This is a genomic window from Geobacillus sp. YHL, assembly GCF_022341265.1.
In the GTDB taxonomy this organism is placed as follows: domain Bacteria; phylum Bacillota; class Bacilli; order Bacillales; family Anoxybacillaceae; genus Geobacillus; species Geobacillus thermoleovorans.
This window is the reverse complement of record NZ_JAEIGB010000016.1, coordinates 47,827-67,379: the sequence shown is the minus strand read 5'-3', so window position 1 is coordinate 67,379 and position 19,553 is coordinate 47,827. Positions and strand designations below refer to the sequence as shown.

The 19,553-nt window shown below is 52.6% G+C and carries 18 protein-coding genes; 4 read left to right on the top strand and 14 right to left on the bottom strand.

Features of this window, described 5'->3' with window-relative positions; translation table 11 throughout:
• Positions 1-333 precede the first annotated feature (333 nt).
• From JCR24_RS13120 to cyoE, 7 genes are all read right to left on the bottom strand, one after another.
• Positions 334-789 carry a DUF420 domain-containing protein gene (locus JCR24_RS13120; protein WP_011230587.1) on the bottom strand — a complete coding sequence of 152 codons (456 nt, stop codon included), beginning with the start codon at positions 787-789 and terminating at the stop codon, positions 334-336.
• 49 nt (positions 790-838) lie between these two features.
• Positions 839-1,741: a cytochrome c oxidase assembly factor CtaG gene (gene ctaG, locus JCR24_RS13115; RefSeq protein WP_238980767.1), complete on the bottom strand. Its 903-nt coding sequence runs from the start codon at positions 1,739-1,741 to the stop codon at positions 839-841.
• 102 nt (positions 1,742-1,843) lie between these two features.
• Complete coding sequence (ctaF, locus tag JCR24_RS13110) at positions 1,844-2,176, bottom strand: cytochrome c oxidase subunit IVB (RefSeq protein ID WP_013145877.1); 333 nt, start codon at positions 2,174-2,176, stop codon at positions 1,844-1,846.
• Between the two features lie 4 nt (positions 2,177-2,180).
• Positions 2,181-2,801: a cytochrome c oxidase subunit III gene (gene ctaE, locus JCR24_RS13105; RefSeq protein ID WP_011230584.1), complete on the bottom strand. Its 621-nt coding sequence runs from the start codon at positions 2,799-2,801 to the stop codon at positions 2,181-2,183.
• Positions 2,801-4,672 carry a cytochrome c oxidase subunit I gene (gene ctaD, locus JCR24_RS13100; RefSeq protein WP_238980766.1) on the bottom strand — a complete coding sequence of 624 codons (1,872 nt, stop codon included), beginning with the start codon at positions 4,670-4,672 and terminating at the stop codon, positions 2,801-2,803. Before ctaD ends, ctaE begins: the two co-directional genes overlap by 1 nt.
• A gap of 22 nt (positions 4,673-4,694) precedes the next feature.
• Positions 4,695-5,765 (bottom strand): cytochrome c oxidase subunit II, encoded by a 1,071-nt coding sequence (gene coxB, locus JCR24_RS13095; RefSeq protein ID WP_238980765.1) that lies wholly within the window; start codon positions 5,763-5,765, stop codon positions 4,695-4,697.
• A 77-nt stretch (positions 5,766-5,842) separates the two neighbouring features.
• Complete coding sequence (gene cyoE, locus JCR24_RS13090; protein ID WP_238980764.1) at positions 5,843-6,772, bottom strand: heme o synthase; 930 nt, start codon at positions 6,770-6,772, stop codon at positions 5,843-5,845.
• Between the two features lie 380 nt (positions 6,773-7,152).
• On the opposite strand from cyoE, the gene JCR24_RS13085 reads away from it, so the two are divergent.
• Complete coding sequence (locus tag JCR24_RS13085) at positions 7,153-8,106, top strand: COX15/CtaA family protein (protein WP_238980763.1); 954 nt, start codon at positions 7,153-7,155, stop codon at positions 8,104-8,106.
• Positions 8,107-8,182: 76 nt separating this feature from the next.
• Here JCR24_RS13085 and pyc read toward each other — a convergent pair whose 3' ends face one another.
• The 3 genes from pyc to JCR24_RS13070 all read right to left on the bottom strand — a co-directional run bounded on the left by pyc (position 8,183) and on the right by JCR24_RS13070 (position 13,313).
• A complete protein-coding gene (gene pyc / locus JCR24_RS13080) occupies positions 8,183-11,626 on the bottom strand; it encodes a pyruvate carboxylase (RefSeq protein WP_053413753.1) in 3,444 nt (1,147 codons plus the stop codon).
• Between the two features lie 62 nt (positions 11,627-11,688).
• Positions 11,689-12,900: a putative lipid II flippase FtsW gene (ftsW, locus tag JCR24_RS13075; protein WP_011230578.1), complete on the bottom strand. Its 1,212-nt coding sequence runs from the start codon at positions 12,898-12,900 to the stop codon at positions 11,689-11,691.
• A 125-nt stretch (positions 12,901-13,025) separates the two neighbouring features.
• Positions 13,026-13,313 carry an Fpa/YlaN family protein gene (locus JCR24_RS13070; RefSeq protein ID WP_011230577.1) on the bottom strand — a complete coding sequence of 96 codons (288 nt, stop codon included), beginning with the start codon at positions 13,311-13,313 and terminating at the stop codon, positions 13,026-13,028.
• A gap of 162 nt (positions 13,314-13,475) precedes the next feature.
• Between JCR24_RS13070 and JCR24_RS13065 the strand changes: the two genes are divergently transcribed.
• Positions 13,476-13,982, top strand: coding sequence for a molybdopterin-binding protein (locus JCR24_RS13065; protein WP_011230576.1), 507 nt, complete (start codon positions 13,476-13,478; stop codon positions 13,980-13,982).
• A gap of 185 nt (positions 13,983-14,167) precedes the next feature.
• Here the strand turns inward: JCR24_RS13065 and JCR24_RS13060 are convergent, their stop codons facing one another.
• Complete coding sequence (locus tag JCR24_RS13060) at positions 14,168-15,529, bottom strand: PhoH family protein (RefSeq protein WP_015731675.1); 1,362 nt, start codon at positions 15,527-15,529, stop codon at positions 14,168-14,170.
• Between the two features lie 103 nt (positions 15,530-15,632).
• Here JCR24_RS13060 and JCR24_RS13055 point away from each other — a divergent pair, with 103 nt between their 5' ends.
• On the top strand, positions 15,633-16,232 hold the full coding sequence (locus JCR24_RS13055; RefSeq protein WP_011230574.1) for a YhcN/YlaJ family sporulation lipoprotein: 600 nt from the start codon (positions 15,633-15,635) through the stop codon (positions 16,230-16,232).
• A gap of 161 nt (positions 16,233-16,393) precedes the next feature.
• Positions 16,394-16,594, top strand: coding sequence for a YlaI family protein (locus JCR24_RS13050; RefSeq protein WP_011230573.1), 201 nt, complete (start codon positions 16,394-16,396; stop codon positions 16,592-16,594).
• Positions 16,595-16,653: 59 nt separating this feature from the next.
• Here JCR24_RS13050 and JCR24_RS13045 read toward each other — a convergent pair whose 3' ends face one another.
• From JCR24_RS13045 to typA, 3 genes are all read right to left on the bottom strand, one after another.
• A complete protein-coding gene (locus JCR24_RS13045; protein ID WP_011230572.1) occupies positions 16,654-16,935 on the bottom strand; it encodes a hypothetical protein in 282 nt (93 codons plus the stop codon).
• Positions 16,932-17,240 (bottom strand): YlaH-like family protein, encoded by a 309-nt coding sequence (locus JCR24_RS13040; RefSeq protein ID WP_011230571.1) that lies wholly within the window; start codon positions 17,238-17,240, stop codon positions 16,932-16,934. The genes JCR24_RS13045 and JCR24_RS13040 overlap by 4 nt, the downstream gene beginning before the upstream one ends.
• Positions 17,241-17,330: 90 nt before the next feature.
• A complete protein-coding gene (gene typA / locus JCR24_RS13035) occupies positions 17,331-19,175 on the bottom strand; it encodes a translational GTPase TypA (protein ID WP_238980762.1) in 1,845 nt (614 codons plus the stop codon).
• Positions 19,176-19,553 lie beyond the last annotated feature (378 nt).

Below are 19,553 nucleotides of genomic sequence, written 5' to 3'. Positions count from 1 at the left end.
CCCCCCCCGCTGCACAAAATCACGTCTATACAGGCACGTTGTATTCTATATAGATGCAATTTAAAGCTTTAACATTTTTCGTTTTTACCGGTCATTGCATCCGACTGCCGAGTGACCGAACAACACCGCTTTCAGACCCATGAATGGGTCTTGGAAAGCGAGTCGTTGTTCGGTCTTCCGTCACGCCTTGGCGTGACGGGGGCAAGCCTGCGGCTTGCCCTCGACAGTCGAAAAATCGATAAGTGGCTTTTCTATCCAAGATATGTTAAACGTTTTGGTTGCATCTATATATATGTTATGCAGCCATCCCTGCCCTTGCTCCTTGCCCGCCGGTTAAAAACCGAGCACCGCCTTGATGAGCGACGTTGTTTGGCCCCCTGGATAGAGGACATAAAGCAGCCAATAGACGACGACCCCGGTTGAGGCGCTGCCAAACCAAATGATGCTGGTGATCGGCCCAAGCCGACGATGGCGGGCCCTCTTGTCTTTCAATCCCGTCCAAATCGTGACAAGGCCAAATACGGCGCCAACTGTCGCCAGCACAATATGGAAAATAAGAAACAGCGTATAGTACACTTTGACGTTCTCCGGCCCGCCAAAGCTCGTATTGCCGATAAACAACGTCCGCGACATGTAAATGGTGAAAAACAGCAAAGCAAACACCGCTGCCGTCAGCATCACCTTTTTATGCGCTTCGATCCGCCTGCGGCTGATCAAATACCACCCATAAGCAACAAGCAAAGCGCTGATCACGATGCAGCTCGTGCTGATTGTCGGTAAAACGGCCATCGCTTCTCTCCCTTTCTTCTTTGTTCATCGTTTAGCGGCCAACCGCGCTTTACAGTTTGGTCGGCCGCAGCTCCATATCCATGCTTGGCTCTTTCTCCCGCTCCTTCCGATACCATTCGGTGAAGATGAAGAACAGCATCGTCCCGTACACGATTTCCTGGATGATTTTCATCAACACTCCGCCGAGCTGCTGGTCATGGAGCGGGGACATCGATAAAAACATTTGCGGCCCGGTCAAATCAAGCGAAGCCAGCGTCCCCTGAGGAACGCATAGAGCCAGCGCGGCCATCCATGCTTTCGGGTCCGTATACGTCGCATAAAGCGGCGTATCGGTAAAAATGATGAGCGCGCAAGCCGGGGTCAACAGCATGCCGTCAGCGAAAATGTAACCCATTTTTTTTAGGCCGGACAACGTTTGCCAATCGGGCAGCTTGTTGACAAGCGGCCACCACATGCAAAACGCGGCAACGAAAATGACCGAGGTAACAAACGCATGCAGCCACATATTCATTTTCACAGCGTCAAAAATGAATGGAACGTGATAAAGCGAAAACAAACCGTTAAACAGCAGCAGCGCCACAATCGGCTTTGTCAACAACCGAAACACGCGGCGCACCGCTGCGAAACGGAACGCTCGCTCATAAAGCGGCGCCGGAATGCCTAAAATAAAACATTGCGGCACGATCAAATACAGCACTGCCATTTGCACCATATGGGCGGTGAACGTCAAATGGCCCATCAAATCCAGCGGAGACCCTTTGCATATATAAAGAAGCGCAATCCCGGTCAAAAAATATGCTTTCTGCTTCCCCGAAACGGCATCACCGAGGCCGAAACGCTGCCGCCATGGCCCGGTGATCCCCATGTACAGCAATGCAACCGCCGCTAACACAAGCAAAAAAAACGGACTCCAAAGGGCGACGGGGCCAAACATTTGCAGCGATTGAAACATACGAATCCCCTCCTGATTGGTCCTTTCCCATTATACTACAAGACGCCGCGCCACAGCTATTCAAAAAAGGGGAAACCGGCGCAAAACCGATTCCCCCTTTTCTTACCACCAAATGACTGTTGTAAACGCCCAAACGAGCAAAAGCATAACCGCCACACCGCCGTAAATAAACATCGCCGGGAATTCGTGGCCTTTATGGCTCATGTGCATGAAATAATACAGCTGAAATGCGACCTGCACGGCGGCTAAAAGCAAAATAAACGGAACGACAAACCAATGGGAAAACTCTTCGTAACCAACGGCGGCGAAGGCGATGAGCGTCAACAAAATCATCAAAACGAATGCAATCATTTGATGGCGCATCTCTTCCGCGTTTTTCCGCCGGCGATACGCCAAATCGACGCGTTCATTTCCTGAATTCGTTTGATTCGCCATACGTTCACCCCACCATTCCCATCAAATATACAACGGTAAAAATGAACACCCAGACAACGTCAATGAAGTGCCAATACAGGCTTGCGACGTAAAATTTCGGGGCGTTGTATAAATTCAACCCACGCTTAGCATTGCGAATCATGAGCGTCAAAATCCAAAGCAACCCGAACGCGACGTGGCTTCCGTGCGTGCCAACGAGCGTGTAGAATGCTGAAGCGAAAGCGCTGGTCGTAAACTTATGGCCTTCATGCACATATTCATTGAACTCGTAAATTTCCAAGCCCAAAAAGCCGGCGCCAAGCAAAACGGTAATGCCAAACCAGAGCTGCATCTTTTTAAAGTCAAAGTTTTTCATATGATAAATGGCATACACGCTCGTCAAGCTGCTGGTTAGCAGCAGCATCGTCGCCATGAACACGACCGGCATTTGGAACAGTTCTTCCGCCGAAGGGCCGCCGTTCGTTTTATCTTTGAGCGCCAAATAGGTGGCGAAGAGAGAGGCGAACAGCACCGTCTCTCCGCCTAAAAAGAGCCAGAAGCCAAGAAACTTATTTTTCCCCTCAAGGGTGGCGCGTTCCGGCGCGGCCGGAAACGTCTCGGCCGTCAATTTTTCCTCTGCATGCATCAGGCGTTCGCCCCCTTCTTCTCAAGTTCAAGCACTTCTTCTTTATGGATGTGGAAGCCGTGATCATCAATCACCGAACGCAAGAACATCGAACCGAGCGTAATGAGCAGGCCGAGAATGCCGACCGGCAAGCCCCATCCGGCGTCATTATGATACGTAAAGCCGAAGGCGGCGACAAACAGACCAAACGCAATGACAAACGGCAGGAACGACGAATTCGGCATATGGATGTCGCCAAGCGGTTCGGCTGGCGTCAATTCTTTTTTGCCTTCCATTTTTTCGAGCCAGAAAGCATCCAAGCCGCGGACAAGCGGTGTTTGCGCAAAGTTGTACACCGGCGGCGGCGAAGCGATCGCCCATTCGAGCGTGCGGCCGTCGCCCCACGCATCGCCCGGCACTTTTTCCCCTTTGGCCGTCGTCACTACAATGTTAATGAGCAAAATGACCGTGGCGGCCGCCATAAAGAACGCGCCGATCGTACTGATCAAGTTGCCAGTCTCCCATCCTTGATGCGGCAAATACGTAAACACGCGCCGCGGCATCCCTGTCAAACCAAGGAAGTGCTGAATAAAGAACGTTAAATGGAACCCGATAAAGAACAGCCAGAACGTAATTTTGCCGAGCGTTTCATTCAGCATGCGGCCAAACATTTTCGGCCACCAATAATGCGTGCCCGCGAGCAAAGCGAACACAACCCCGCCGACGATGACGTAATGGAAGTGCGCAACGACGAAATAGCTGTCATGGTATTGATAGTCCGCCGCCGCCGACGCCAACATGACCCCGGTCACCCCGCCCATGACGAACGACGGGATGAAGGCGACGGCATAATGCATCGGCGTTGTGAATTTGATGCTTCCGCCCCACATCGTAAACAGCCAGTTGAAAATTTTGACTCCTGTCGGAACGGCGATCGTCATCGTCGCGACGGCAAAGATGGCGTTCGCAATCGGCCCCATCCCGACCGTGAACATATGGTGCGCCCATACCATGAACCCTAAGAAAGCAATAAGCACCGTCGCAAACACCATTGACGAATAACCGAACAGCCGCTTGCGCGAGAACGTCGCGAAAATTTCCGAGAAAATGCCGAACGCCGGCAAGACAAGGATGTAGACTTCCGGATGGCCGAATACCCAGAACAAGTGCTCCCAAATGATCGTATTGCCGCCGGCAGCTGGGTTAAAGAAGTTGCCGCCAAACAATCGATCCATCATCATGAAAATCAAGCCGACCGTAAGCGGCGGAAACGCAAACAAGATGAGCGCCGACGTCACAAACGTCGCCCATGTGAACATCGGCATGCGCATAAACGTCATGCCCGGAGCGCGCATGTTGATGATCGTCACAAGAAAGTTAATGGCACCCATGATCGTTCCGAAGCCGGAAATTTGCAGCCCGAGCGTATAAAAGTCGATGCCATGATGCGCTTTTGAGTCAAGCGACAGCGACGCATACGACGTCCAACCAGCGTCCGGTGCGCCGCCTAAAAACCATGAACAGTTCAAAAACAAACCACCGAAGAAAAACATCCAGAATCCAAGAGCGTTCAAAAACGGGAACGCGACGTCGCGCGCGCCGATCTGCAGCGGCACGACTGCGTTCATAAAGGCGAAAACAAGCGGCATCGCAGCCAAGAAAATCATCGTCGTTCCATGCATCGTCAGCACTTCGTTATACAAGCCGCCGACAAGGAAATCGTTGTTCGGCTTGGCGAGCTGAATGCGGATGAACAACGCCTCGAGACCACCGAGCAGGAAGAAAAACCCGCCGGAAATCAAGTACAGATGGGCGATTTTTTTATGGTCGACCGTTGTCAAATAATCCCACAAAACGGCGCCAACACCCTTTTTGCGCGCGATTGTACTCACGGTGAAACCTCCTTCTCATGCTTTATTCCACTTTTAAGCTCATCAAATATTTCGCCAATGCGTCAATTTGCTCTTCCGTCAAGTGGCCATATGTACCCGCCATTTTATTTCCAGGCTTCACGCTATTCGGGTCTCTCAGCCATTTTTTCAGATTTTCTTCGTTATGCTCCAAAATACCGGCGATTCGTTCGCGATCGCCAAAATCCGCCAAGTTCGGCGCCGTGCGCGCTTGCACCGGACGCTTGTCCACAGGCGTCACCGCATGGCAGCCAATACAGCTTTTATTGAAAATCGCTTCCCCTTCTTTGGCGACCGGATCGGTGACAACCGGTTTTTTCGCATTTTGCATCTTTTTCACCCAGGCGTCAAATTGGTCGCGCGGCAACGGCCGAACTTTAAAATCCATCAGCGCATGGGACGGACCGCAAAGCTCCGCACATTTGCCGTAAAAGACGCCGCCGGCTTTATCGGTCGCCTTTTGGTCAAAAACAAGCCAAAATTGGTTTTTGTTGTCGGTGTTCGTATCCATTTTGCCGCCGACCGCCGGAATCCAGAACGAATGTTTGACATCCGACGCAATCAAGTTGAAATACACTTTTTCATTCGTCGGCACGACCAAATCTTGGCTCGTGATAATGCCGTAATCCGGATATTCAAACTCCCACCAGTATTGGTTGGCGCGAACATTGACGACAACTGTATCCTTATCGCGTTTTTTGTCGTTCATCGCCTTGACATCAGCCAGTTTAAACGTGGTTGATACCGTCGGCACGGCCAAAATGAGCAAGAGGATGATCGGAATGACAGTCCAGATAATTTCCAGCTTATGACTTCCTTCCACTTGCTTCGGGATTTTATTTTCTTCCCCCTTGCGCCGCCGGAAGCGGATGACAACGTAAACGAAGATGATCGCCACGACGACAATGACGAGCACCATGATCGATGTGCTCAACAACATGAGCGAATACTGCATGTCCGCTACTTCACCGGCGGGCTGGAGCGTCGATAAAAACGGTTTGCCGCAACCGGCGAGCAACAGCGCCATCATCCCGAACAGGGAAAATAAGCGCCAGTTACAGAGCCCCTTGTTCATAGCCTAATCAAACCCCTCTTTCTTTGATGGATAAATGTATATAAATTCTTTCACTAAAGAAAGAATTTTATCTTAATTCACCAAAGCGTCGCGATGACCATCGCCACGAACAAAATCGTCAAGTAATTGAGCGAATAGACGAACATCCACTTCGCCCATTTGATGTCATCTTTCATTTTCAAACCTGCCAATCCCAGCAGCAGCCAGCCGACATTGAGCAGCGTGGCCACGATTAAAAATGGAACGCCAAGCGAGAACAAGTAAAACGGCAACGGCAGCAAACACGCCACCCAAACGATGATTTGCCGCTTCGTCATGGCGAATCCATGGACGACCGGCAGCATCGGGATGCCGGCGGTGCGGTATTCTTCACACCGCTTCATCGCCAACGCCAAAAAGTGCGGCGGCTGCCACAAAAACATGATTAAAAACAGGATGAACGGAACAATATGGAAATCCGGATCAACCGCCGTCCAGCCGATCACCGGCGGCACCGCGCCGGAAATGCTGCCGACAACGGTGTTGATCGTGTAATGGCGCTTCGTCCAAAGCGTGTATAAAAAGACGTATGTCACCATACCGATCAATCCAACGACGGCAGCCGTAACCGTTGTCATAAGCAAGCTCATCTCGCCGATTGCGACAAGACCAATCCCAAGCCAAAGCACCCGCCGCGGATCCATCGTCCCGGTGACGGTCGGGCGCGCTTTCGTTCGCTCCATATATTGATCAATGTCGCGGTCAATGTAGTTGTTGATGGCGCATGAACCCGCGATGACAAGCGCTGCTCCAAACAGTGTGAAAAAGACAAGATGCAGGTTCTCCAAAAAGTGTTCCCCAGTAAAATAAAACGCCAGCCACATCCCGGCGAACGTCGTAATCAAATTGGAATTGACGATTCCGATTTTCACAACAGACGACAACTCTCTCCAAACTGCCTTGACGCTCACATGCGAGCGATGACCGGCATCGGCCGCATCCTGGTGCACCGCTTTCAATTCGGCCATGTCTCCTGTTCCTCCTCGCTGCGCCGCTCCTTGCCCGGCCGGCGCCGTGATGTTGCCTGAAATTCTTTCCAACGCCAAATAGCCAAAACGGGCTGTTTCCTCTTTATATTAAATCACATTTTTTCCTCATCATGTGAACTTTTTTTGAATAATTTGTGTCAAATTTTTGAATCCGTATGCCCCAAACGGTTCATTCGCTTGTCCCATTAATATTTCTAGCAAACTTAATCGACTTATTCAATATGCAAACGTCATTTTGTGTTTCCGGCCGCCATCGTGTAAAATAGATTTGGCTTGGCAGCACGGTTGGCTGCAATAAAATCCATCACTTTACTAATATGGACAAAATCACAGTTTCTCAATACAAGAAGGTGAAGATTTTGCAACGTTCACTGAAATGGTTTGCCTCGGCAACCACGTTGGCAATGTTGTTTGTTTTAATTGGCGGAGCGCTTGTGACCAAAACCGGCTCCGGCATGGGGTGCGGCCGATCATGGCCGCTGTGCAACGGCCAATGGGTGCCGGATCAGATTACGCCTGAGCTCATCATCGAGCTGAGCCATCGACTCGTTTCCGGCTTTGCCGGCATCATGGTGCTCATCCTTTCCATCTGGGCGTGGAGAGCCATTGGCCATGTGCGGGAGACAAAGTTTTTAGCTGTCATATCGTTTGTCTTTCTCGTCTTGCAAGGGCTGATCGGCGCCGCCGCGGTCGTGTGGGGGCAGTCCGATTTCGTCCTCGCCTTGCATTTCGGCATTTCACTCATTTCGTTTGCCGCTGTGCTGCTATTGACGCTATTGATTTTTGAAATCGACAAAACGTTTTCCGCCGCTTCCCTTTCGCTTGACGGCAAAATGCGGTTTCATATTTACGGCATCACCATATACTCATACATCGTCGTCTACACCGGGGCGCTCGTGCGCCATACGAACGCCAGCCTCGCTTGTCCGAGCTGGCCGCTTTGCGCGAAAACGCGCCTCCTCCCGGTTCAGTTTCATGAATGGGTGCAGATGGGCCATCGATTGGCCGCTCTTGTCATCATCATTTGGATCGCTGCCGCCGCGATACATGCCGTCCGCCATTACCGCAGGCAGCCGGTCATCTACTACGGATGGCTCATCGCCCTTTTGCTCGTGCTCGCGCAAATGACAACCGGAGCGCTTGTCGTTTTTACGCAGCTGAATTTATACATTGCCTTGGCGCATGCCTTTTTCATTTCCTGCCTGTTCGGCGTGCTCAGCTATTTATTGCTCTTGGCGCTCCGCACCCGCCGGGCGCCGGTAAAAGCCGCCGACCACTCAGCCGAGGAAGCGGCGCCGGCCACGTTGAAATGACGGCCATCCATCCGCAAACAAAAAGGGATGCCCGCCAAAACTTGGGCACCCCTTTTTTTGTTCGGTATAGACCGTTTCATTTGGACAGCTCAATCAGCAAATCGCCCGCCTGAATGGCGTCGCCGCTTTTGACGTAAATGTCTTTGACAATGCCGGCAAACGGCGCCTGCACCGTCGTTTCCATCTTCATGGCTTCCGTTACCATCAAATGGTCGCCTTTGTCGACTTTTTCCCCTTTCTCCACGAGCACTTTCACCACCGTGCCCGGCATCGTGGCGGCAATGTGGTTCGGATTCGTCCGATCGGCCTTGATGCGCTCAGCAACGGCCGCTTTGATGCTTTCATCGCGGATGATGACTTCGCGCGGCTGGCCGTTCAGCTCGAAGTAAACGACGCGTGTGCCGTCCGCCTGAGGCTGGCCGATGGAGACGAGTTTGACGATGAGCGTTTTGCCGCGCTCGATCTCCACTTCAATTTCCTCGCCAAGGCGCATGCCATACAGGAACGTCGGTGTATCGAGCACTGAAATATCGCCGTATTTTTCGACCGTTTCGGCATATTCCAAAAACACTTTCGGATAAAGCGCATAGGCAATGGCGTCAAAGTCGGTCACTTCGCGGCCGAGCTTGTCATACAGCTCCCGCTTGATTTGCTCGAAATCAACCGGCTCAAGCAGCTCGCCCGGGCGAACGGTGATCGGTTCGCGCCCTTTCAAAATAATGCGCTGCAACTCTTTCGGAAACCCGCCATGCGGCTGGCCTAAATAGCCTTCGAAAAACTCCACGACCGAGTCTGGGAAATTAAGCGTTTCGCCGCGTTCAAAAATGTCTTGCTCCGTCAAATTGTTTTGCACCATGTAAAGCGCCATGTCGCCGACGACTTTCGATGATGGCGTCACTTTGACGATGTCGCCGAACAAGTCGTTGACGCGGCGGTACATTTCTTTCACTTCATCCCACCGATCGCCGAGGCCGACCGCTTTCGCCTGCTGTTGCAGGTTGCTGTACTGGCCGCCTGGCATCTCATGCATGTATACTTCCGTATGCGGCGCGTTCATGCCGCTTTCAAACTCTTGATAAAATTTGCGCACGTCTTCCCAATAGCGGGCCAACTGCTCAAGGCCGTAAATATCAACCTCCGGCGCCCGCTCCGTTCCTTCAAGGGCATAGTAGAGCGTATTGGCGCTCGGCTGCGACGTCAAGCCGGCCATCGAGCTGACGGCGACATCGACGATATCGACGCCGGCTTCGATCGCTTTGGCGTACGTGTAAATACCGTTGCCGCTCGTATCGTGCGTATGCAAATGGATCGGAATGCTGACCGTCTCCTTAAGCGCGGAAATGAGCACGTACGCCGCCTGCGGCTTCAACAGACCAGCCATATCCTTAATGCCTAAAATGTGCGCTCCGGCTTGCTCGAGCTCTTTCGCCAAGGCTTTGTAATAATCCAAATTGTACTTCGGCCGATTCGGGTCTAAAATATCGCCCGTATAGCAAATAGCCGCCTCGGCGATTTTGCCGCTTTGCCGGACGGCATCGATCGCCACCGTCATCCCTTTCACCCAGTTTAGGCTGTCGAAAATGCGGAACACATCAATGCCGGCTTGCGCTGATTTGTCGACGAACTCGCGGATGACGTTGTCGGGATAGTTTTTATACCCCACGGCGTTGGCCGACCGAAGCAGCATCTGGAACAGCACGTTTGGAATGCGCTCGCGCAGCTTCAGGAGGCGGTCCCACGGATCCTCCTTCAAAAAGCGGTACGCCACATCAAACGTCGCCCCGCCCCACATCTCAAGCGAGAATAAGTTGGGCAGCAAACGCGCCGTCGGCTCAGCGATCCGCAACAAGTCGATCGTGCGGACGCGGGTCGCCAACAACGACTGATGAGCGTCACGGAACGTCGTATCGGTCAAGAGCACGCGCGGCTGCTCTTGGATCCAGCGAACAAGCCCTTCAGGTCCGCGTTCATCCAAAATTTGCTTCGTTCCCGCTGGGATCGGTTCCGTTTGGCTCACCTTCGGCACGCGCGGTTTGTCAAACACCGGCTTTTTCTTTTTGCCGATGCCAGGGAAGCCGTTGACCGTCACGGTGCCGATGTACGTAAGCATTTTCGTCCCGCGGTCTTTTCGGCGCGGGAATACAAACAATTCCGGCGTCGTATCGATAAATGACGTATCGTATTCCCCCGACAAAAATTTCGGATGCTGAACGACGTTTTCCAAAAACGGAATGTTCGTTTTAATGCCGCGGATGCGGAATTCGCGCAAGTTGCGCAGCATTTTTCTTGCCGCCTGCTCAAACGTCAACGCCCATGTCGACACTTTCACGAGCAGCGAATCGTAATACGGCGTAATGACCGCCCCTTGGAAGCCATTGCCGGCGTCCAAGCGCACGCCAAAACCGCCGCCGGAACGGTACGCCATAATTTTTCCCGTATCCGGCATAAAGTTGTTGAGCGGATCTTCCGTCGTCACCCGCGACTGAATGGCGTAGCCGTTGATGCGGATGTCTTCCTGCTTTGGAATGCCGACTTCCGGGCTGTGGAGCGAAAATCCGTCGGCGATTAAAATTTGCGACTGGACGATGTCAATCCCGGTGATCATTTCGGTGATCGTATGCTCAACTTGAATGCGCGGATTGACTTCGATGAAATAAAACTCATCTCCGGAGACGAGAAACTCAACCGTGCCAGCGTTGACGTAGCCGACGCTTCTCATGAGCCGGACCGCCGCCTCGCAAATGCGCTCGCGCAGCTCGTCCGACAACGAGACGCTCGGCGCGACTTCCACGACTTTTTGATGGCGGCGCTGCACCGAGCAGTCGCGTTCATAAAGGTGAACGATGTTTCCTTCGTGGTCGCCCAAAATTTGCACTTCAATATGCTTCGGCTTTTCGATCAGCTTTTCAACATAAACGTCATCGCTGCCAAACGCCGCTTTCGCTTCCGACTTAGCCCGCTCAAACGCTTCCTTCACTTCCGACTTTGAGCGGACGATGCGCATGCCCCGGCCGCCGCCGCCAAGCGCCGCTTTAATGATGATCGGGTATCCGTGCGTCTCAGCAAAACGGACGACGTCTTCAAGGCCGCCGACCGGTCCATCGCTGCCCGGGATGACCGGAATGCCCGCCTTCATGGCCGCATGGCGCGCTTTCACTTTATCGCCGAACATATCCAAATGTTCTTCGTTCGGGCCGATGAAAATAATCCCCTCTTCGCGGCACCGTTTGGCAAATTGAATGTTTTCCGACAAAAACCCATAACCCGGGTGGATGGCATCGACATCGTGGGCTTTGGCGATCTCAATGATGCCTTCGATGTCCAAGTAGGCTTCGATCGGTTTTTTCCCTTCCCCGACTAAATACGCCTCATCCGCTTTGTAGCGGTGGTACGATCCGGCGTCTTCCTTTGAATAAATCGCCACGGTGCGGATATCAAGCTCCGTGCAGGCGCGGAAAACGCGAATGGCGATCTCTCCCCGGTTGGCTGCCAGCACTTTGCGAATTCGTCTTGTCCTCATTCTGTCCCTCCTCCTTTATTTAATAAAAGTATAAAAGTTTTGCCGATTTGTAAATACACTTTCTAAAAAGTCAGACCTCTTTTCTGTTTGCTGACCATCGTTTTTTCCGCTTTTTTATACCGTTGTTCGTACTTTGCAAACATCGAAATGTTCACCAAAAGACCGAGCGAAGCCATGGTCAGGACAAGCGACGTTCCCCCATAGCTGACGAGCGGCAGCGGCACCCCTGTAATCGGAATAAGGCCAACGACCCCACCAACGTTAATGAACGTTTGAAAGCCGATCATGACGGAGATGCCGATCGCAAGCAGACTCCCAAACGCATCGTGGGAGCGGCGGGCAATCCAAAGCCCGCGCAGCACGATAAACGCCAATAACCCAAGCGTGAACGCTACACCGAATAATCCGAGCTCTTCGGCGATGACCGCCATAATAAAATCGGTGTGCGACTCTGGCAGGTAGCCGTATTTTTGAATGCCTTTGCCAAGCCCCACTCCTTTCAGCCCGCCAAGCCCGATCGCCAAATACGAATTCACGAGCTGGTAGCCATCGCCGTTTGCGTATTGAAAGGGATCCAAAAAGCTGTAAAGACGCGATACCCGTTCAGGAGAAAAAATTTTTTTGCCCGCAACCGGGAGCCAAAACGGTGACAGCACCGTCCCGATCAATGTAAAAAAAAGCAGCTGCTTTAGAAGCAACACGAGGCGCAAACCGGACGAAACAATGATGCACATCGCGATGGCAAACACGATCGCCGCCGTTCCGAAGTCAGGCTGTATGGCAATCAGGAAACAAATCACCAATGTATAATAAATGGGGAACAAATTGCTTTTCGCCGGCTCGGCCAGCCGCTTCCGCTTGTTGGCGAACGCTGCGGCCAAGTATAAAATCAGACCGAGCTTCGCGAGCTCCGCCGGTTGGATCGAAAGCGCCCCGACGCGAAACCAGCTTGTTGCGTTGTTGGCCGTATGGCCGAGAAAAGCGACGGCGATCAGCATCAATGGAGAAGCAAAAAAGACGAGTTTCACCCATCGCTCCGCCCGCCACACTTTATACGGAATCGCCATCATGATGGCGAACGCGATGAATCCGGCAATCAGCCACAGTTTTTGCCGCTCGTAAAAATAGTCGCTTGGCACTTCAAAGCGGATGACAGCGGTGACCATGCTTGAGCTGTACACCATAATCAATCCGAACAACGACAGCATGATGACCGCGGTGATCAGCGGATAATCATAGCACTTCAATACTTTTTTCCATAATTGTCGTTCCATCGTTCCTCTTCCCTGTGAACATGTATGTACTTAAAATCATTCGCAGCGGCGCGCTGTTTTCCTGCCGAAAAACAGAAAAACTCAAACGACGGGAAACCAATCGTTTGAGTTGTTTTATATATCCTTTATCGCACGCGCTTTTTGGCCACGGCCTCGTGCAACGTGGAAAGTTCGCGCTCAAGCCGGTCAAGGAGCGCCTTTCCGTCTTTCGCCTCCACAAGCCCGAGGCGCACCGCAAAATCAATTTCCCGTGACAACCCGAACATTTGCGTGTCAAGCACTTCTTCATACACCGGACATTGCGGCATCGTCAAATGGTCCATTTGCACGCGGATGAGTTGGATGATTTTCTCTGCATCCGCTTGTAAAAGCGCGTACGCCTTCTCCCGATAGCTCATCGATTCGTCCGTCACATCGATCCCTCCGTTCTCTCCCCTATCCTTCTTTACATCTTAACGTGAAACAAGCCATTTTGCAAGTTGAAACCGTTGACAGCAACCGGGCCTGGAACATGACAAGCTCTTTCATTATTATTATACTAAAAACGGTGGGAACATGCAGAGGAGAGGTGTTTCATGAACGATATTATTGTGCTGACAGGAAAGGTGAAGTTTACGATCACGCTTGACCCCGGCGTCTGGATTTTCGACGACCGGAAAGTGGACATGGATGCGTATTTTTCGGAGCCGGCTCCACAGCCGACGGAAGCGGAGCAAGAGGACGAGGAAATCAAAAAGCTGTCGGCATTTTGGGACCGGGAAATTCAAGAGGGCGCGGTTTTTCCGCCGACGTTGAAAACGGAGCGGCGCTTTTTGAAGGAGAAAATCATCACCGGCTCGTTCGGCATGCCGTTCGCCCCATTTTTGCGAAACGCTGAGCCGCATGAAGACGCGTCTGAACTTGTCATTGAGACGGAACATGGAGAAACCGTGATCCCTCTGGAAAAGGCGTACGACCTGATTTTCGCTTTTTCCCAAAACGGAAAACCGTTGCGCGACGACGGTCCGGTGCACATTTATTTTGGCGACGGCTCCAACCGCGAGGCGCCGATTACTCATGTGCGTCGGCTCGTCGTCCGATGACCGGGCGCCCCATGAAGGGGCGGCCCGGTGTTTGAGCTTTTGACGCCTTCAACCGCCTTAAGCGCTTTGACCCCAGATGTTTTCCACAGCGCCCCAGGCGGCGGGCGCCTTTCGAAACGTTCGCGGCGTCGGGCCGCGCGCCTGGCACCCGTTCTTTAACGGCGGATGCTCTGAGGAACGCCTAGCTACAGCAAATCAGCGGCAAGCTGTGCGAGCGCCGAACGCTCCCCTTTGACGAGCCGGATATGGCCGGCGATTTTTTGGTCTTTAAACTTTTCGACGACGTACGTCAACCCGTTGTTATATTCATCCAAATACGGATGGTCGATCTGTTCCGGATCGCCCATTAAAATAATTTTACTTTTCTCCCCAACGCGTGTCAAAATCGTCTTCACTTCATGCTTCGTTAAATTTTGCGCCTCATCAATGATGATAAACTGCTCCGGCAGGCTCCGGCCGCGGATGTACGTGAGCGCCTCCACTTCAATCGAGCTCATGCCGGCTAAAATCGCATCGAGCTCCCCCGGTTTTTTCGTGTTGAACAAGTATTCCAAGTTGTCAAAAATCGGCTGCATCCACGGGCGCAGCTTTTCTTCCTTTTCCCCCGGCAGAAAGCCGAGATCTTTCCCCATCGGCACAATCGGCCGAGCGACGAGCAATTTTTTGTATGTGCGCAAATCTTCCGTTTGCATCAACCCCGCGGCAAGGGCAAGCAACGTCTTGCCCGTTCCGGCTTTGCCGATTAGCGTCACAAGCGGAATGTCGTCGCGCATGAGAAGCTCAAACGCCATCGTCTGCTGCACGTTGCGCGGGCGAATGCCCCATATATGTTCGTGATGGAAGATGAGCTTTTTCACTTTTTTGCCGTTTTGGTCGACAATGCCAATCGCTGACGCCGAGCTGCCAAACGCGTCTTTCATAATGATGAACTGGTTCGGATAAAACGGGTGGTCGGCGATATCAGCGAGCACGAGCTCCCCTTTGTCGTAAAACCGCTGCAGGTGGTCCTTTCCTATGTACAGCTCCAAAAATCCGCTGTAAATATGGTCGACATCAACGACGCGGTCGCTTAAAAAGTCTTCTGCCTGCAGCCCGATGGCATCCGCTTTGACGCGCACGAGCGCATCCTTGCTCACCAAAATGACAGAGCGTCCATCTTCCTTCGCCTGCTCTTCAAGCGATAAATTTTTCGCCACCGCCAGAATGCGGTTGTCATTTGTTTTTTCGACAAAAATTTCTTGCAGTTGATGAAACGAACGATGGTTCAACTCAATGCGAAGCGCCCCTCCGTTTTCAAGCGGAATTTTTTCATGCAGCTTGCCGTTTTCGCGCAGACGGTCGATGAGCTTTGACACTTGGCGGGCATTCCTACCAATTTCATCCATATATCGCTTTTTCGAATCCACTTCCTCAAGCACGACCGCTGGAATGACGACCTCATTATCCTCAAACGCGAAAATCGAATACGGATCTTGCAACAGCACGTTCGTATCGAGCACGTAAATTTTTTTTCCCAAATTCCGCTTCCCCCCATGTGAGTTTTTCATGTTTTTCCGTTGGATGGGAATGGCTGTAATACAACATATGAAAACATGTATAAAGATAGAAGGACATTTGCAAACTAAAGAAAAAAAGTCGAGGTGGCCCATTATGAAGAGAAACTGCTGGCTCGCCGTTTTCTTCCTCCCCCTTTTGATTTTCAGCGGCTGCACGTTTGGAAACGATCATGAAGCGAACGAGTCCAATCGTTCACTCGTGCGCGTCAAAAATACAGTCGATGAACGCATCGAGAATAAATCCGGGCAAGAGATCGCCCGCCGGCTTGCAGAAATCGCCGACCGTGTTCCAAACGTTCACAATGCCGCCGCGCTCGTCGTCGGCAAATATGCCATCGTCGGCATTGACGTCGGCGCCAATATGGATGCCTCGCGCGTCGGCACCATCAAATATTCCGTCGCCGAAGCATTGCAAAAAGATCCGTACGGCGCGAACGCTATTATTGTCGCTGACCCAGATCTTTACACCCGCGTGCGCAACATCGGCCGGCAAATCGATGAGGGGAGGCCGGTGCAAGCGTTCATGAACGAAATCGCCGACATCGTCGGACGAGTGATGCCGGAAGTGCCGAGCGACTTGTTTGAAACGACGCCGAAGCCGACCGAAGAAAATGACGGACAGCTGAACGAACGGGAGGAGCGGCAACTGAACGAACAGCAAAACAAGCAATCGAATGAACATTTAAATCGATAAACGGTTTCTGTGTGGGTTATAATGGAACAGAAAGCGCGGCTCATTTCCGAGGAAAGCGGGAGTGAAATGCATTTGAATCAACAAACGATGGCGGGAAATGTGGTATAATGGGAACGAAAGAACACTCTACCATTTCGCGTTTGGATGTATTGAGGTGAACAATGAGAGTCAAATGCGTGCTTTGCGACCAAATCGATACGATCGACGATGAATCGCCGCTCGCCAAGCGGCTGCGCAACCGCCCGATCCACACGTACATGTGCCGCGAATGCCACGACCGCATCGCCGAAAAAACGAAACAGCGGCTGGCAACAGGAAAGTTCCGCTTCTATCGCGGCCGCCGCGCAGACGATGATTGGTGATCCTGCAAAAAAAAACGGTGCGGAAGAGCGATCGCTTTTCCGCGCCTTTTTGGTTGTCATCATCCATACTTTTCCGGTTCGGCTTCGATCTGCCGCCACATCGCCTCAGCCAGCTCAAGCGGGAAACACGCCGCCTTTGTTTCCCCGCCGCGCACATATTCGACGATGTATTGCCCATTCGTTTCATCTTTGACGGCGTCTACGGCCGTCACACCAAAGTCGTTTTCCAAGATGGCGCGGAAAAACGAGGCCGTATCGCGCGCCGCCGCATCGTGCGGACGGGCTTTGGCGACGATGTGGATCGTCAGCCAGTTATAAAGGGCATCCTGCACGGATTTCATGACTTTTCTCCCTCTTTCGCCTGCTTCAGGCGCACTTTATAAATGATTAATACGAGGGCGGCGACGGCCAATCCTTCTGCCACCGGCAAAAAGACGGCAAAAAAGGTCAAAACCGTGCAGCCAAGCGCCAGCAAGACGTAAATGATGACGTTTTTCAACAGCGGCAGGCGGCGGGCAAAACCGAGTCGATACACAAGCGCGGCAAGCAACAACACTGTCACATACAATAGCCACATACCTCGCTCGGGATGATCGTGCACCTTATAAAGCGAGGCGAAAAACGTGAGCCGTTCGAGCACATTCACATCATTCCCCTCCCGTTCATCCTAATAGCGCCCTTCTCCAAGGCGTTTTCGATTGTTCGCAAACTAAAGACGCGCGCATGGCGCTTCCGGCTATTTCGCCTGCTCAACCGCTTTCTTTTTCTTCTCCGCCTTTTCACGCTCGCTTTTATTCAAGATTTTTTTGCGCAACCGGATCGAGGCTGGCGTCACTTCACAATATTCATCATCATTCAAATACTCGAGCGCTTCTTCAAGCGTCAACAGACGCGGCTTTTTCATCGTCACCGTCTGTTCTTTCGTCGATGAACGCATGTTGGTGACATGTTTTTCGCGGCAAATGTTGACGACCAGGTCGTTTTCGCGGTTATGCTCGCCGACGATCATCCCTTCGTACACTTCAGTGCCCGGCTCAACAAAAATGGCGCCGCGATCCTCAAGTTGCATGATGCTGTAAGCCGTCGCCTTTCCGGTTTCCATCGAGACGAGCACCCCTTGGCGGCGGCCGCCGATGGCGCCAGGCTGCACGGGGGCATAATGGTCAAACGAATGGTTTAAAATTCCATATCCGCGCGTCAACGACATAAATTCACTCCGATAGCCGATCAAGCCACGCGACGGCACAAGGAAGACGAGACGCACCTGCCCGTTGTCGCCGTGCACCATATCGACGAGCTCGCCCTTGCGGCTGCCGAGCGACTCCATGATCGCTCCCGTATATTCCTCCGGGATGTCAATGACGACCCGCTCGATCGGCTCGCACGTGACACCGTCAATCTCTTTTAGAATGACTTCCGGCTTCGATACTTGCAGTTCGTATCCTTCGCGGCGCATGCTTTCAATCAAAATCGCCAAATGAAGCTCCCCGCGGCCGGAGACAATCCACGCATCCGGCGACTCGGTCGGCTCAACGCGCAGACTGACATCCGTCTCCAGCTGGGTGCGAAGCCGCTCCTCCAGCTTTCTCGCCGTCACGTATTTGCCTTCGCGCCCCGCAAACGGGCTGTTGTTGACGAGAAACGTCATTTTCAACGTCGGCTCATCGATGCGAAGCGGCGGCAGCGGCTCTTGATGATCGGGCGGGCAAACCGTTTCACCGACATTGATGTCCTCCATCCCGGCGACCGCGACGATGTCGCCAGCGTGCGCTTCTTCAATCTCAATCCGCTTCAACCCAATAAAACCAAACAGCTTCGTGACACGAAACATCTTGACGGCACCGTCGCGCTTTAAGAGAGCGACTTGCTGGCCTGTTTTCATCGTGCCGCGGAAAATGCGGCCGATGCCGATGCGTCCGACATATTCATTATAGTCGAGCAACGCCACTTGAAACTGCAACGGTTCGTTGCGGTTGTCCGCCGGCGCCGGAATATGCTCGATGATCGTCTCAAACAAGGCGGTCATGTCACCGTCCTGGCGATCCGGATCGAGGCTTGCCGTCCCGCGCAGCGCCGATGTGTACACGACTGGAAACTCGAGCTGCTCCTCAGAAGCACCAAGTTCGATAAACAGGTCGAGCACCTCATCAACGACTTCCGCCGGCCGAGCAAATTCGCGGTCGATTTTGTTGACGACGACGATCGGCACAAGCTGCTGCTCAAGCGCCTTTTTCAGCACAAACCGCGTCTGCGGCATGCAGCCTTCATACGCATCGACGACAAGCAAGACGCCGTCGACAAGGCGCATGATCCGCTCCACTTCCCCCCCGAAATCAGCGTGTCCCGGCGTATCCAAAATGTTGATGCGCGTTCCTTTATACAAGACAGCCGTGTTTTTGGCCAAAATCGTAATGCCGCGCTCCCGCTCCAGATCGTTGCGGTCAAGCGCCCGCTCCGCGACTTGTTCGTTTTCGCGGAACGTCCCTGACTGCCGAAGCAGCTGATCAACGAGCGTCGTTTTCCCATGGTCGACGTGAGCGATGATCGCGATATTGCGGAGATCGATTCGTTTGTTCGTCAATGTCGGTCACTCCTGTTCGGCAAACTGCTTGTCTATTATATCACAACCGATAGAAAATCGGCATGTTTTCCTGTACACTAGAAAAAGACGCCCACTTTGCCAGAAAGGAGTCAACCCAGTCAACTACCCCCACTTAGCTAACGCTTGAAGTGGGGGCTTGCCACTCCCCAGAAGTGCAAACGGACTTCGTCCTCCTTCCTTGACTTGGGGTTGCATCAGGGGGCAGGTTGACGACTACCCAACGACGCAGGTCATGCCTGCATCGTTACCGATTCTCTCGGTGTGTCTGTTGGCAGTACTTGGCTTCCACACACAACAGACGGACCTACGCTCGATGTTTTACGTTGCAACGTTTCCTGCAACCAACTCCATACATCG

Bases quoted from the DNA above. Each gene is read 5' to 3' on its own strand.
- JCR24_RS13120 (WP_011230587.1), bottom strand. From the start codon at position 789: ATGGCCGTTTTACCGACAATCAGCACGAGCTGCATCGTGATCAGCGCT.
- ctaG (WP_238980767.1), bottom strand. From the start codon at position 1,741: ATGTTTCAATCGCTGCAAATGTTTGGCCCCGTCGCCCTTTGGAGTCCG.
- ctaF (WP_013145877.1), bottom strand. From the start codon at position 2,176: ATGGCGAATCAAACGAATTCAGGAAATGAACGCGTCGATTTGGCGTAT.
- ctaE (WP_011230584.1), bottom strand. From the start codon at position 2,801: ATGCATGCAGAGGAAAAATTGACGGCCGAGACGTTTCCGGCCGCGCCG.
- coxB (WP_238980765.1), bottom strand. From the start codon at position 5,765: ATGAACAAGGGGCTCTGTAACTGGCGCTTATTTTCCCTGTTCGGGATG.
- cyoE (WP_238980764.1), bottom strand. From the start codon at position 6,772: ATGGCCGAATTGAAAGCGGTGCACCAGGATGCGGCCGATGCCGGTCAT.
- pyc (WP_053413753.1), bottom strand. From the start codon at position 11,626: ATGAGGACAAGACGAATTCGCAAAGTGCTGGCAGCCAACCGGGGAGAG.
- ftsW (WP_011230578.1), bottom strand. From the start codon at position 12,900: ATGGAACGACAATTATGGAAAAAAGTATTGAAGTGCTATGATTATCCG.
- JCR24_RS13065 (WP_011230576.1), top strand. From the start codon at position 13,476: ATGAACGATATTATTGTGCTGACAGGAAAGGTGAAGTTTACGATCACG.
- JCR24_RS13060 (WP_015731675.1), bottom strand. From the start codon at position 15,529: ATGAAAAACTCACATGGGGGGAAGCGGAATTTGGGAAAAAAAATTTAC.
- JCR24_RS13055 (WP_011230574.1), top strand. From the start codon at position 15,633: ATGAAGAGAAACTGCTGGCTCGCCGTTTTCTTCCTCCCCCTTTTGATT.
- JCR24_RS13050 (WP_011230573.1), top strand. From the start codon at position 16,394: ATGAGAGTCAAATGCGTGCTTTGCGACCAAATCGATACGATCGACGAT.
- JCR24_RS13045 (WP_011230572.1), bottom strand. From the start codon at position 16,935: ATGAAATCCGTGCAGGATGCCCTTTATAACTGGCTGACGATCCACATC.